The 13,850-nt window shown below is 73.5% G+C and carries 9 protein-coding genes; 4 read left to right on the forward strand and 5 right to left on the reverse strand.

The features are described 5' to 3' along the window. Positions 1–110: 110 nt before the first annotated feature. Complete coding sequence (locus tag AC2TEW_RS17665) at positions 111–314, reverse strand: cold-shock protein (protein ID WP_033817632.1); 204 nt, start codon at positions 312–314, stop codon at positions 111–113. A gap of 289 nt (positions 315–603) precedes the next feature. Beyond that, positions 604–2,766, reverse strand: a complete 2,163-nt coding sequence (locus AC2TEW_RS17670) for an MMPL family transporter (RefSeq protein WP_484624318.1) — start codon at positions 2,764–2,766, stop codon at positions 604–606. Between the two features lie 533 nt (positions 2,767–3,299). Here AC2TEW_RS17670 and AC2TEW_RS17675 point away from each other — a divergent pair. The 3 genes from AC2TEW_RS17675 to AC2TEW_RS17685 all read left to right on the forward strand — a co-directional run bounded on the left by AC2TEW_RS17675 (position 3,300) and on the right by AC2TEW_RS17685 (position 7,702). Further along, positions 3,300–5,519: an MMPL family transporter gene (locus AC2TEW_RS17675; RefSeq protein ID WP_484624447.1), complete on the forward strand. Its 2,220-nt coding sequence runs from the start codon at positions 3,300–3,302 to the stop codon at positions 5,517–5,519. A 188-nt stretch (positions 5,520–5,707) separates the two neighbouring features. Beyond that, on the forward strand, positions 5,708–6,604 hold the full coding sequence (locus tag AC2TEW_RS17680) for a phosphotransferase (RefSeq protein WP_484624319.1): 897 nt from the start codon (positions 5,708–5,710) through the stop codon (positions 6,602–6,604). 99 nt (positions 6,605–6,703) lie between these two features. Beyond that, positions 6,704–7,702 carry a polysaccharide deacetylase family protein gene (locus AC2TEW_RS17685; RefSeq protein WP_484624320.1) on the forward strand — a complete coding sequence of 333 codons (999 nt, stop codon included), beginning with the start codon at positions 6,704–6,706 and terminating at the stop codon, positions 7,700–7,702. Between the two features lie 43 nt (positions 7,703–7,745). Here the strand turns inward: AC2TEW_RS17685 and AC2TEW_RS17690 are convergent, their stop codons facing one another. The 3 genes from AC2TEW_RS17690 to AC2TEW_RS17700 form a co-directional block, all read right to left on the reverse strand. Next, positions 7,746–8,447: an exonuclease domain-containing protein gene (locus AC2TEW_RS17690; RefSeq protein ID WP_484624321.1), complete on the reverse strand. Its 702-nt coding sequence runs from the start codon at positions 8,445–8,447 to the stop codon at positions 7,746–7,748. Positions 8,448–8,577: 130 nt separating this feature from the next. After that, positions 8,578–9,813 (reverse strand): iron uptake transporter deferrochelatase/peroxidase subunit, encoded by a 1,236-nt coding sequence (efeB, locus tag AC2TEW_RS17695; RefSeq protein WP_484624322.1) that lies wholly within the window; start codon positions 9,811–9,813, stop codon positions 8,578–8,580. A gap of 163 nt (positions 9,814–9,976) precedes the next feature. Next, positions 9,977–11,236 carry a DUF5919 domain-containing protein gene (locus tag AC2TEW_RS17700; RefSeq protein WP_484624323.1) on the reverse strand — a complete coding sequence of 420 codons (1,260 nt, stop codon included), beginning with the start codon at positions 11,234–11,236 and terminating at the stop codon, positions 9,977–9,979. 404 nt (positions 11,237–11,640) lie between these two features. Here AC2TEW_RS17700 and glgX point away from each other — a divergent pair, with 404 nt between their 5' ends. After that, positions 11,641–13,758 (forward strand): glycogen debranching protein GlgX, encoded by a 2,118-nt coding sequence (gene glgX, locus AC2TEW_RS17705; protein ID WP_484624324.1) that lies wholly within the window; start codon positions 11,641–11,643, stop codon positions 13,756–13,758. The last annotated feature ends 92 nt before the right edge of the window (positions 13,759–13,850 follow it).

Below are 13,850 nucleotides of genomic sequence, written 5' to 3' on the forward strand. Positions count from 1 at the left end.
CGTCGGAGGAGTGGAGTGCGCCGCCCCGGCCGTTCGGCGGCATGGGCGAGGGCCCGCACCCTGCGGTACGGGCCCTCGCGCAGCACTGGTGAGTCGGCTGGAAGCCGGTCTCAGATGGTGCGGATGTTCTCGGCCTGCGGGCCCTTCTGGCCCTGCGTGACGTCGAACTCGACCTGCTGGCCCTCGATGAGCTCGCGGAAGCCGTTGGACTGGATGTTCGAGTAGTGGGCGAACACGTCAGCGCCGCCGCCGTCCTGCTCGATGAAGCCGTAGCCCTTTTCGCTGTTGAACCACTTCACGGTGCCGGTAGCCATAACCGTCTCCATTTTTCACTGGGGCGTCAGGGGCCCACACCTCGTGGACCCCGAGTAGCCGCGATCCCCATCCGGAGACAAAACACCGGACAAAACAAATGCGCCTGTTGGTTGGTACCAGCAGGCGCACACACACGTTCATGGGAACCAATACTGCAACTGCGTCGACTGTAGCACGCCCGATCCGTATGGTGATCGGAACGTTTCCCTGGTCACACCATGTTTGCCCGGCGCGGCGAGGGGGCACCCGGACGGCTTCCGGGTGCCCCCTCGTACGGCGCGGGCGGGCTCAGCCGCGGCCGGCCGGCTCCAGTCGCCGGTCCTCGGCCCCGGCGGACGGCGCCCCGGCGGACGGCTCGGTCCGGCCCGGCCACCAGGCGGCCCGGCCGAGCAGCGCGGTGAGCGCCGGGGTGAAGAACATCGCCATCACGAAGGCCGACACCGCGATGCCGAAGGCCACCGAGAAGCCGATCTGGCTGAACAGCGAGTTGCCGGCCAGCAGCATGGTCGCGAAGGTCAGCGCGAGGATGCTGCCCGCCGCCGCGACGGTCGGGCCGCCGTGGCGCAGGGCCAGGCCGGCCGCCTTGCGCGGGCTGTGGCCCTCGGCCGCCTCCTCGCGCAGCCGGGCGATCATCAGGATGTTGTAGTCGGTGCCGATCGCCACCACGAACAGGTAGATGAACATCGGCAGCATGAACATCAGGCCGGCCTCGCCCTGCATCTTCTGGAAGACCAGGCTGGTGGCGCCGACGGTGGCGCCGAAGCCGAGGCCGACGGCCGCCATCAGGTACCAGGGGGCGACGATGCTGCGCAGCAGCAGCGCCAGGATCAGCATGATCAGCAGCGCGGCGACCGGGAAGACCAGCGAGTAGTCGCGGGCCATCGCGGTGTTGATGTCCTTGTACACCGAGGTGATGCCGCCGACCTTCGCCTCGCTGCCCTGCGGCGCGGAGCCGTGGGCGACCTTGCGCAGCCCGTCGATGGTGTCGATGGCCTGGTTGGTCGCCGGGGCGTCCTTGAGCATGACGGTGATGTCCGCGACGGTGCCGTCCGCGTTCAGCTGCGGCTTCGCCCCGACCTGGGCCACCCCGGGCACCTTGCCGAGCTCGCCGATGTAGCCGGTCAGTGCGGCCGGGTCGAGCTTGGCGCCGTTCTTGCTCTCCACGTAGACGTGGCTGGGGTCGGCGGCGCCGGCCGAGAAGGCGGTCATCAGGGTGTCCTGGACGACCATCGACTCCTTGGTCTTCGGCATCGAGCCGGAGGCCAGGTCGAAGGTGCCCTTGTAGCCGAAGGCGGCGAAGGAGAGCACCACCAGCATCGCGCCGGAGACCAGGGTGACCAGCAGCGGCTTGCGCTCGACGGTCCGGCCGATGGCGGCGAAGCGGGCGTTGGCGGGCTCCTTCTGCCAGGCCTTGGAGGGCCAGAACAGCACCTTCTCCGGGATCAGCGAGAGGATCGCCGGCACCAGGGTGACCGAGGCCAGGGCGGTGACGAGGACCGCGATGGCCAGCGAGGGGCCGAGCGCCTGGAACATGCCGAGGCTGGAGAGCAGCAGCACGCTGAACGCCACGATGACCGCGCCGGCCGCCGAGGCGATGGCCTCGCCGACCCGGCCGACCGCGTTGACCACGGCCTCCTTGCGGTCGTCACCGGCCCGCAGCCGTTCGCGGTAGCGGAACATCAGGAACAGGAAGTAGTCCGTCCCGACGCCGAACAGCACGATGATCAGGATGGCCGAGACCGAACTGTCCGCCTTGAGGCCGAAGGCCTTGCTGGCGTCGGCGATCAGGCCGTTGGCGACCATCGAGAAGACGAAGATCGACAGGATCGGCAGCAGCGCGATGATCGGGCTGCGGAAGATGATGCCCAGCGTGAGCAGGATGATCACGATGGTGCCGACGCCGATCAGCGTGTTGGCCAGCTTCGAGGAGTCCTGCTGGTCCAGGTTCTGGGCGGCCTGGCCGCCCAGCTGCACCTTGAGGTTGCTGCCCGCGGCCAGCTTCTTGGCCTCGTCGCGCAGTTCCTTGGCGGAGTCGGCGGCCTCGGGCTTGTGCGCCGAGTTCTTCTCCATGCCGACCATGGACAGCGCGTAGCGGCCGTCCTTGGAGGTGGACTGGTCGCTGATCGGGAGGACCTTCTCGACCAGCTTGACGTGCTGGTCGGTGAGGCCCTGGACCACCTTGCCGGCGGCCGCCTTGTCGGCGTCGTCCAGCTTGCCGCCGTCGGTGCGCTCGAAGAGCACCATCGCCGCCGGGGTGAAGTTGGCGGGGAAGGCCTTCTCCTGGACCATCGAGGCCTGGATGGACTCGTAGTGCTTGGGCAGGAAGGCGCTCTCGTCGGTCTGCGCGGTCAGCGCCGGCGCGGTGGCGACGATGGCCACGGCGGCCACCAGCCAGCCGAGGATCACCCACCACGCCCGCTTGACGACGAATTGTCCTATTCGGTGGAACATGCTCGTGTGCCTCCTGGGCATGGTTCACCGCAGCCCTTGGGGGACGGGACACCGGGCGACGGCAGGACCGGGCAGGGAGCGGCAACGGCAGCCCTTAGCCGGTCGGCAGGTAAGTACGGTCAGCATCCTACGGGCATTTACTTGCCGCCCGGCAAGTGAGTTACCGCGGGAGGGGCCGGGGCCACCCGGCCCCGCAGGCAGCCCCTAGGGGTGGCCCTCGACCATCCTCACCTGCGCACACCCTGCGACACCTCGTGCTCCGGGTGGAGATCCCTCCCCCTCAGGGTGGAGCCGGGTCCGCCCGCGAGGAGGAGATCCCGGGGACGCAGGTAGGGGAAACCCCACCACGGGGGTGGGGGAAGGCCCAGGGACGGCTCCCCCGCAAGCCGGATGTCGCTCGCGGACGCCGCTTCCTAGCCTCGGTGGTGCAGCTTCCACAGCGCGCCGGACCACCGCCGGCGACCGCTCCCGGCGGTACCGCCGCCGCTCTTCCTGGGGGAAACACAGCAGTGAAACTCGGACTCGCCGCGACGATGGGCGCCTGGAGCGCCCGGCACAGAAAGACGGCCGTCTTCGGCTGGCTCTTGTTCGTGGTCCTCGCCGCCTACCTCGGCGGACTGCACGGCAGCACCAAGGTCGAGCAGTCCGAGTCGATGCCCGGCGAGGTGGCCCGCGCCGCCAAGATCCTGGACGACGCCGGGATCAAGCGTCCCGCCGGCGAGACCGTCCTGGTCCAGAGCGCCGCGCTGACCGCCGACGACCCGGCCTTCCGCGCCGTCGTCGACCAGGTCGGCGCCGCCGTCGACGGCACCGGCAAGGCCACCGACCTGCACAGCCCGTACGACAGCGGGGCGATCTCCGCCGACCGCCACTCGGCCCTCCTGCAGTTCACCGTCGCCGGGGACGACGACAAGGCGGTGGAGAACGTGCCCGCCCTGCTCGACGCGGTCGGCAAGGTGCAGGCCGCCCACCGGGACCTCACCGTCGAGGAGTTCGGCGAGGCCAGCTCCGGCAAGTGGTTCCAGGACCAGTTCACCAACGACTTCAGCCGCGCCGAGTGGACCGCCGTACCGCTCGCGCTCGGCATCCTGCTGATCGCCTTCGGCGCGCTGGTCGCCGCCGTCCTGCTGGTCGTGCTCGCGCTGACCGCCTTCATCGCGGCCGGCGGCCTGGTCGCCCTCAGCAGCGGCCTGCTGCACACCAGCGACGACGCCAGCTCGGTGATGCTGCTGGTCGGCCTCGCCGTCGGCGTCGACTACTGCCTGTTCTACCTGCGCCGCGAGCGCGAGGAACGCGCCGCCGGACGGGACGCCGCCACCGCCCTGCAGATCGCCGCCGCCACCTCCGGCCGGGCCGTCCTGGTCTCCGGCGTCACCGTGGTGGTCGCGATGGCCGGCATGTTCCTCACCGGGATCGCCGACTTCCAGGCCATGTCCCTGGCCACCATCATCGTGGTGATCACCGCCGTGCTCGGCTCGCTGACCGTGCTGCCCGCCCTGCTCTCGATGCTCGGCGACCGGGTCGACAAGGGCCGGATCCCGCTGCTGCACCGGCTGCGCCGCGCCGACACCGGCAACGGCGGCCGGGTCTGGAACGCCCTGCTCACCCCCGTGCTGCGCCGCCCGCTCGCGGCCACCGTCCTGGCCGGCGGCCTGCTGCTGGGCCTGGCCGCACCGCTGCTCACCATGCACACCGCCAACCTGACCTTCCAGCAGCAACTGCCCAAGGGCAACGCGCTGGTCGCCACCTCGGCCAGGATCGAGGCCGCCTTCCCCGGCAGCCCCTCCCCCGCCACCGTGGTGGTCAAGGCCGGGGACATCGGCTCCCCCGAGATGACCCGGGCCCTCGCCGACTTCCAGGCCGCGGCGCTCGCCACCCCCGGCGTGCACGGCCCGATCCAGCTGACCGTCCACCGGGCGCAGAACGTCGCCACCCTCGACGTCCCGCTGCCCGGCAGCGGCAACGACGCCACCAGCACCGCCGCGCTGCGCGCGCTGCGCACCTCGGTGGTGCCGCAGACCCTGCTCAAGGTGCCCGGCACCGAGGCACCGGTGACCGGCCAGACCGCGGGCTCGCACGACTTCAACCAGCAGATGTCCGACTCGATGATCCCGGTCTTCGGCTTCGTGGTGGCCTTCGCCTTCCTGCTGATGCTCACCTCGTTCCGCTCGCTCGGCATCGCCGTCACCGCCGTGGTGCTCAACCTGCTCTCGGTCGGCGCGGCCTACGGCGTGCTGGCGCTGGTCTTCCAGCACGGCGTCGGCGCCTCGCTGCTGGGCACCGCCGGGGTCGGCGCGGTGGAGTCCTGGGTGCCGCTGTTCCTGTTCGTCATCCTGTTCGGCCTGAGCATGGACTACCACGTCTTCGTGGTCTCCCGGATCAAGGAGGCGCACGACCGCGGCCTGTCCACCAAGGCGGCCGTCTCGTACGGGATCCGGTCCACCGCCGGGGTGGTGACCAGCGCGGCCGTGATCATGGTGGGTGTGTTCGCGGTCTTCGGCACCCTGTCCATGCAGTCGATGAAGCAGATGGGCGTGGGCCTCGCGGTCGCCGTCCTGATCGACGCCACCGTGATCCGGGCCGTGCTGCTGCCCGCCGCGATGAGCCTGCTCGGCGAGCGCAACTGGTACCTGCCCCGCTGGCTGGCCTGGCTGCCCGACCTCTCGCACGGCGAGAGCCTGCCGCCGGCCGCCACGGCCCAGGCCGGACCGTCCGGCCGCCACGCCGCCGAACGGCAGCACGCCGGGATCTGACCCACCCCCACCGGGGGCGGCGGACCCCGGGTCCGGCCGGCCGCACCGGGGACGGCCGGCCGGACCGCACCGCACCGCCCCACCGCACCACCCCTGCACGGGCCCCGCGCGTCGCGCGGGGCCCGGCGCCGTTCGTGCCCGACACGTGCGGCAGGATGGGGCGGCACCCGCCCGGACGGAGCCGCCCGATGACCACCCCCGCCGCCGCCTTCGACGAGGCCCGCGCCCGCACCCTGCTGGCCGCCGCCTGCGCCGCCGCCGACCTGCCCGACCCCGCCGACGCCGTCCTGCTGGCCCTCGGCGAGAACGCCGTCTTCGACCTGGGCGGCCCCGCCGTGGTGGCCAAGGTCGGCCGCGGCCCCGCACTCGGCGCCCGGGCCGCCCAGGAACTGGCGGTCACCGGCTGGCTGGACGGCCAGGGCATCCCCGTGGTCCGCCCGTACCGGCCGGAGCCGGTCGCCGCGCAGGGCCACCCGGTCACCTTCTGGCACCGGCTGCCCCCCGCCACCGGCCCCGCCCGGCCGGTCGACCTGGCCCCGCTGCTGCTGGCCCTGCACCGGCTGCCCGCACCGCCCTTCGCACTTCCGCCGCGCGACCTGCTGGCCCCGGTCGACCGCTGGCTGGCCGCCGCCGACGGGCACATCGACCCCGCCGACGCCCGTTTCCTGCGCGAACGCCGGATCCGGGCGGCCGAGGCCGTCGCCGGGCTGGCACCCCGGCTGGAACCCGGCTTCATCCACGGCGACGCGCTGCCCCGCAACGTCCACCTCGGCCCCGACGGCCCGGTCCTGCTCGACCTGGAGTACGTCGCCGAGGACCTGCGCGAGCACGACCTGGTGGTGCTGGCGCTCAGCCAGGACCGGTACGGCGTCCCGGCCGAGGAGTACGCCGCGTTCACCGCCGCCTACGGCTGGGACGTCCGGGAGTGGCCCGGGTTCGCGGTCCTGCGCGGCGCCCGGGAGACCGCCAGCGCCGCCTGGGTGGCCCAGCAGGCGGCCGCCTCGCCCGCCGCGCTGGCCGAGTTCCGCCGCCGGGTCGACTCGCTGCGGGCGGGCGACACGACGGTCCGCTGGTACCCGTTCTGAGCCGCCGCCGGCGGCGGAACCGGCGCCGGACGCCGGGCGTCATACGCCCAAGAAACGGGCCGCCCCGAGGCGGCCGGTGAGACCTCAGGAGTCGTCACCTTGCTGCTCCCGCACCAGCTGTCACAGCACCGCCGTGCCGTCGGCGCTGCCGCCGCCGCCCTGCTGCTGCCCGCCCTGCTGGCCGGGTGCGCAGCCGATCCGGCCGCCCGGGCCGCCGGTACGCCCGCCGCCCCGCCCTCGGGCCCGTCGGCCGCACCGTCCGCCCCGCCGTCCGCGCTCCCGGCACCGGGCCCGACCGGCACCACCACCGCCGCCGCCGCCCCGGACACCGCGCCGAGCAGCGCCCCGGCGCCCGCCACCACCCGGCCCGCCACCCCGGCCGGACCGACCACCACCCGGCCCGCCGCACCCCGGCCCGGCACCCCGGCGCCCGGCACCGCCACGCCGTCCGCGGGCAGCCCCGCGCCCTCCGCCCCGCAGGCGCCGCCACCGGCCGGCGCCACCGCGCTGATCCGCTCCACCGCCTCCGGCGGCCGGACGGTGGCGCTCACCTTCGACGACGGACCGGGGCCCGCCACCGGCCAGATCCTCGACCTGCTGGCCCGCTACCACGCCCACGCGACCTTCTGCCAGATCGGCCCCAACGCCACCGCCTACGCCGCGACGGTGCGCCGGATCCTCGCCGAGGGCCACCGGCTGTGCGACCACACCGTGCACCACCCGCAGCCGCTGCACACCCTGCCGCACGACCGGCAGGTGTCCGAGATAACCGCCGCCAAGGACATGATCACCGCGGCCGCCGGGCCAGGCGCCGAGGTCGGCTGGTTCCGGGCCCCGGGCGGCGACTTCACCGCCGAGAACGAGCAGATCGCCGCCGCGGCCGGCATGCGCTCGCTCAGCTGGTCCGTCGACCCGCGCGACTGGGCCCGGCCCGGCGTGGCCGCCATCGTCGCCAACGTCCAGCGCACCCTGCGGCCCGGCGGCGTGGTGCTGCTGCACGACGGCGGCGGCGACCGCAGCCAGACCGTCGCGGCCCTCGCCCAACTGCTGCCCTGGCTCACCGCACAGGGCTACCGCTTCGACTTCCCCGCCTCCTGACACCCTCCCGGCCACCGGCGCGCCGGGGAGCGCCGGACCCGCCTCAGCGCAGCGGCCAGCGCTGGTCGACCACCGCCCCCGGCTCCTTGCCCTGCCGCAGCCAGGCCTGCAGCCCCTCGGCCCAGGCCCGGTACCAGTCGATCTGGCGCTCGTGCAGCTGCTCCGGGGTCAGCTCCCCGGCCTGCGCCGGGTACCGCTCGCCGATCGCCACCGCGACCCGGACCGCGGCCAGCGCGTCGCTGCCCGCCTGGTGCGCGTCGGCCAGCTCGACCCCGTACACCTCGCAGACCCGCTGCAGGGTCCGGGACCCCTTGCGGTACTTGTCGACGGTCCGGTCGATCACCAGCGCGTCCAGCACCGGGCCGACCCGGCCGCCGAGGCGCTCGGCCAGGCCCGGGAGGCCGTACCGGCGCAGCTCCGCGTCGAGCAGCGAGAGGTCGAACGGGGCGTTGAAGAGCACCACCGGCCGGCCGGCCGACAGCCGCTCGCACAGTGCGCCGGCGATCTCCGCCACCCCTTCGGCGGCCGGGCGGCCCCGGCCGCGCGCGTCGGCGTCGGCGATGCCGTGGACGGCCGTCGCCTCGGCGGGTATCGGCACGCCGGGGTCGAGCAGCCAGCCGGTGGCGGCCTCGGTGCGGCCGCCCAGCGTGTCCACCAGGGCGGCGCTGACGATCCGGGAGTGCTCCGGATCCGTGCCCGTGGTCTCCAGGTCGAAGCCGGTCAGTGGCCCCTTCCACCAGCTCATGTGGCACGTCCTTCCGTCTGTGCTGCCGTGACGGGCTCCATCATGGCCTGCACCTGTGACAGCCCGGCCGCCGGGCCGCCGTTCGCGGACGGACGGCGGCCCGGCGGCCGGGGCGGAGGGACGGCGGCGGTCAGCCGGTCAGCAGGCCGCGTCCGAGCCAGTCCTCCGCGTCCCGCACGCCCGGCAGCGCGAAGAAGTAGCCGCCGCCGGTGGGCACCGTGAAGGCGGCCAGCGGCTCGCCGTCGAGCCGGGTCTGCACGGCCTCGAACTGGCGGGCCACGTCCTGCTGGTAGCAGCAGAACAGCAGGCCGAGGTCGAGTCCGCCGGCGGCGTCGGCGCCGCGGTCGTAGTTGTAGCCGCGGCGCAGGATCCGGCTGTCGGCGCTCTCCCGGTTGCGCGGGTTGGCCAGCCTGATGTGCGCGTCCGGCGGGACCGGCGAGCCCTGCGGGGTGGTGGCGAAGTCGGGCTGGTCGGTCTCGGCGGCGCCGCCGAGCGGGGCGCCGCTGTCCTTGTGGCGGCCGATGACCGCCTCCTGGGCGGCGAGCGGTACGGCGTCCCAGGCCTCGGCGCGCATCCGGATCACCCGGATCACCTGGTAGCTGCCGCCGACCGCCCAGGCGGGCTCGCCCCTGCCCGGGCCGACCCAGACCAGCCGGTCCATCTCGCGGTCGGAGCCGGTGTCGGGGTTGGCGATGCCGTCCTTGAAGCCCATCAGGTTGCGCTGGGCGCCGTCGGGGCGGGAGGCGTTCTGGAAGCCGTCGACCCGCCAGCGCAGCTGCAGCGCGCCCGCGCTGTGCAGCAGCAGGTCGCGCAGTGCGTGCAGCACGGTGTCGCGGCTGTCCGCGCAGATCTGCAGCGAGAGGTCGCCGTCGGTGGCGCCGTCCTGCATCCGGTCGCCGGGGAAGGACCGCATCGCGGTCAGCCGCACCGGCCGGGCGGCGGACAGGCCGTACCGCTGGTCGAACAGCGAGGCGCCGACGCCGACCGTGACGGTGAGGCCGTCCGCCGGGACGACGGGCCCGAGCATCCCGCTGTCCCCGGCCGGGTCGGGCGGCGGGCCGCCGGCCGTGAGGTAGCCGATCCGCCGGGTCAGGGTGCGCAGCAGCTGCTCGAGCGCGGCCCGGTCGGCGGCCTGGACGTTGCAGGCGGCGAACGTGGCGAAGGGCTGCGCCGGGGTGGTGACCCCGGCCTGGTGCGGGCCGAGGAAGGGGATCCGCCGGGTGGCCGGGGCCGGTTCGGCCGCCCCGGCGGTGGGTGCGGTGGTGGCGGCGGTGACCGGCAGGGCGAGGGCGCCGGTGGCGAGGGCGGCCGTCCTCAGCAGACTGCGGCGGTCCGGGCCGGCCTCGGTGGCGGGCTGACTGGTCATCGGGCGGGCTCCCTGGGTCACGGAGGTGCGGGCCGCGGCCGTCCGGATCGGGGGGCGGGCCGCTCACCTGTTGGTATCCGTGGTGATCGGCGGCGGCAACCCGCGCTGGGCCGGCTGGCGCAGGCCCGTGGCCGGGGCGCCGGGCGGCCCGGCCGTCCGACGGTCAGGAGACCGCCCTGGAGTCCGCCCAGACGCCCTCGAACTCCTCCCGGTAGACCTCGAGCAGGCCCGGTTCGGTGCCGCCCGGCTCCTGCCCGGCCCCGCCGCGCAGCACCAGGGCCGGCGACTCGATGCCGCGGGCCCGGCGCAGGTAGGGCTGGACCACGCCGTAGTCGGTGGAGCGGCGGCGGCCGCCGGGCCCGGCCGTGCGCGGGCCCTCGACCAGGTACGCGGTGAAGCGGGGCATCTCGTCGAAGACCCGGATCTCGAAGCCGCCCTGGTCGCGCAGCCGGGCCCGGACCCGGCGCACGTGCATGATGTTCATCTCGATCGAGCGGGACAGTTCGCCGCGGCCGATGCCGAGCTCGCGCTCGCGGCGGCGGACGGCGCTGGAGGCGGGGTTGAGGAACAGCAGCCGGACCCGGCAGCCGTCGGTGGCGAGCCGGACCAGCCGCTTGCCGGTGTAGTTCTGGCAGAGCATGCCGAGCCCGATGCCGACCGCGTCCAGCCGGCGGGCGCCGTCCAGCAGGTCCTCGACGGGCAGTTCGCGCTGCAGGCCGACCCGGTCGGCGTGGACCGCGACCACGTCGGCGTAGCGGCCGGCGACCAGTTCCTCGACCACGTCGGCGGGCACCCCGCCGTGGCCGCCGTCGAGCAGCGCGAGCAGCCGGGCGGCGGCGCGCTCGGTCTGATCGAGCACGGTCTGCGACAGGCTGCGGTTGCGGGAGACCACGTGCCGGGCGACCTCCAGCTCGTCCAGCGCCAGTTCGACCTCGCGGCGGTCCACCAGGTACGGCTCGAAGCAGGGCCAGTGCTGCACCATCAGCTCGCGCAGCTGGGGCAGGGTGAGGAAGACCAGCGGGTCGTCGTCGGCCGGGTCGAGCAGGTAGCCCTTGCGGCGGCTGACCTCGCGGACGGCGGCGGCGCGGTGCACCCACTCCTCGCCGGCCGGTCCGGCCGCGGCGGTGACCCAGTCCTCGCCGTGCGCGGGCGCGTACAGCGGGCGCAGCACCACGTCGACCAGGGCGCGCATCTTCTGCTCGACCAGGTTGAGCCAGACGTAGGCCCGGCCGGCCAGCCGGACCCGGCGGTAGGCGCTCTCCCACTCGCCGGCGGTCCAGGCCATCAGCGGGCCCTCGACCGGGCCGGCCTGGCCCGGGACGGTGGTGCGCGGGCCGCCGGAGGGCCGCATCACCAGGGTGGGCGCCTCGCTGCGCCGGGAGCCCTGCTCGGGCCCGCCCTGGCCGTCGGCGGGGAACCCCATGCGCCACCTCACCTCTCGGCCTTCCGCTCACCGGGGTGACGGGCCGTCCACTGACACGGTCTCAACCGTGGCGGCCCGGGTGGTGTCCTGGGCCGGCACGCGGTCCGGTGGGCGTGCCGGACGATCAAGGGTACTGCCCCGCTCACGCGGGGCGCAGCCCGTTGGCGGCACGACGATCCGATCAACTGACCGGTCACGCGCGTCGAAACACCGTCACTTTCGGCCAACGGACACCCGTTCGGGCGAACAAGTGGTGAATGGGTTCGGTCTGCGGGCAGCCGTTGGGGAGTATGCGACATGTGCCGTGCGTCACGGTACGGACGGGTGGTACATGCCGCGGGGCTCCGCCGGGAACACCGGCTTGGGGCGCCAATGACCGTCCGCTACACGGAAGTTGAGGACATATGCAGGTCTGGCCAGGGCAGCCGTACCCGCTCGGCGCCACCTACGACGGAGCCGGCACCAACTTCGCGGTGTTCTCCGAGAGCGCCGACCGGATCGAGCTGTGCCTGATCGCGGAGGACGGCTCGGAGACCGCCATCGAGCTGCGCGAGACGGACGCCTTCGTCCGGCACGCCTACCTGCCCGGCGTCCAGCCGGGCCAGCGGTACGGCTTCCGGGTGCACGGCCCGCACAACCCGGGCCTCGGCCAGCGGCACAACAGCGCCAAGCTGCTGCTGGACCCGTACGCCAAGGCGATGAGCGGGAACATCGACTGGGACGAGTCGGTGTACGGGTACCACTTCGGCGCCCCCGAGCGGCGCAACGACCTGGACTCCGCCCCGCACACCATGCACTCGGTGGTGATCAACCCGTACTTCGACTGGGGCACCGACCGGCCGCCGCGCACCGACTACCACCGCACCGTGCTCTACGAGGCCCACGTCAAGGGCCTGACCAAGCTGCACCCCGGCATCCCCGAGGAGATCCGCGGCAGTTACGCGGCGCTGGCCCACCCTGCGGTGATCGAGCACCTGGCCAAGCTGGGCGTCACCGCCATCGAGCTGATGCCGGTGCACCAGTTCGTCCGCGACCACCGGCTCCGGGACCTCGGCCTGTCCAACTACTGGGGCTACAACACCATCGGTTTCTTCGCCCCGCACTCCTCGTACTCCTCCACCGGGGACCGCGGACAGCAGGTGCAGGAGTTCAAGTCGATGGTGAAGGCGCTGCACGCGGCCGGCATCGAGGTGATCCTCGACGTGGTCTACAACCACACCGCCGAGGGCAACCACCTCGGCCCGACGCTCTCCTTCCGCGGCCTGGACAACGTCTCGTACTACCGGCTCGCCAAGGACCAGCGGTTCTACGAGGACACCACCGGCACCGGCAACAGCCTGCTGATGCGCAGCCCGCACGTCCTACAGATGATCATGGACTCGCTGCGCTACTGGGTCACCGAGATGCACGTCGACGGCTTCCGCTTCGACCTCGCGGCCACCCTGGCACGGCAGTTCCACGAGGTCGACCGGCTGTCCTCGTTCTTCGACCTGGTCCAGCAGGACCCGGTGGTCTCCCAGGCCAAACTGATCGCCGAGCCCTGGGACCTCGGCGAGGGCGGCTACCAGGTCGGCAACTTCCCGCCGCTGTGGACCGAGTGGAACGGCATGTACCGCGACACCGTCCGCGACCTGTGGCGCGGAGAGACCGCGACACTGGCCGAGTTCGGCTCCCGGCTGACCGGCTCCTCCGACCTCTACCAGGACGACGGCCGCCGCCCGATCGCCTCCATCAACTTCGTCACCTGCCACGACGGCTTCACCCTGCGCGACCTGGTCTCGTACAACGACAAGCACAACGAGGCCAACCACGAGGACAGCCGGGACGGCGAGTCCTTCAACCGCTCCTGGAACTGCGGCGCCGAGGGCGACAGCGAGGACCAGGCCGTGCTCGCGCTCCGCGCCCGCCAGCAGCGCAACTTCATCGCCACCCTGATGCTCTCCCAGGGCGTCCCGATGCTCTCGCACGGCGACGAGCTCGGCCGGACCCAGCAGGGCAACAACAACGCCTACTGCCAGGACAACGAGCTCACCTGGGTGCACTGGCCCGAGGGTCGCGGGCCGCAGGCCGAGCTGCTGGAGTTCACCCAGGGCATGATCTGGCTGCGCCGCGACCACCCGGTGTTCCGGCGCCGCCGCTTCTTCCACGGCCGCCCGGTCTCCGGCACCCACGACGACCTCACCGACATCGCCTGGTTCACCCCCGCGGGCGAGGAGATGACCAAGCGGGACTGGTCCACCAGCTACGCCAAGTCGCTGACCGTCTTCCTCAACGGCAACGCCATCTCCGAGCCCGACCGGCGCGGCGGGAAGATCGTCGACGACTCCTTCCTGCTGCTCTTCAACGCCAGCTCCGAACAGCTGGAGTTCACCGTCCCGGCCGGCCACGGCGAGGCCTGGGTGGTGGTGGTCGACACCACCCTGCCGGTGCTGCCCGCCCCCGGCACCGGCACCCGGGTGAAGGCCGGCGACACCCTGTGGCTCGCCGACCGCTCCCTGCTGGTCCTCCAGCGGCCCGCCTGAGCCGCCCCACCCCCGGCCCCGGCCCGGCCCTGGCCCCCGCCACCACCGCCGCACTGCGCCATTCGTACCAGGACGGAGGTAACCCGCCCGCC

This window comes from Kitasatospora sp. NEAU-CNBT7, from assembly GCF_057220535.1.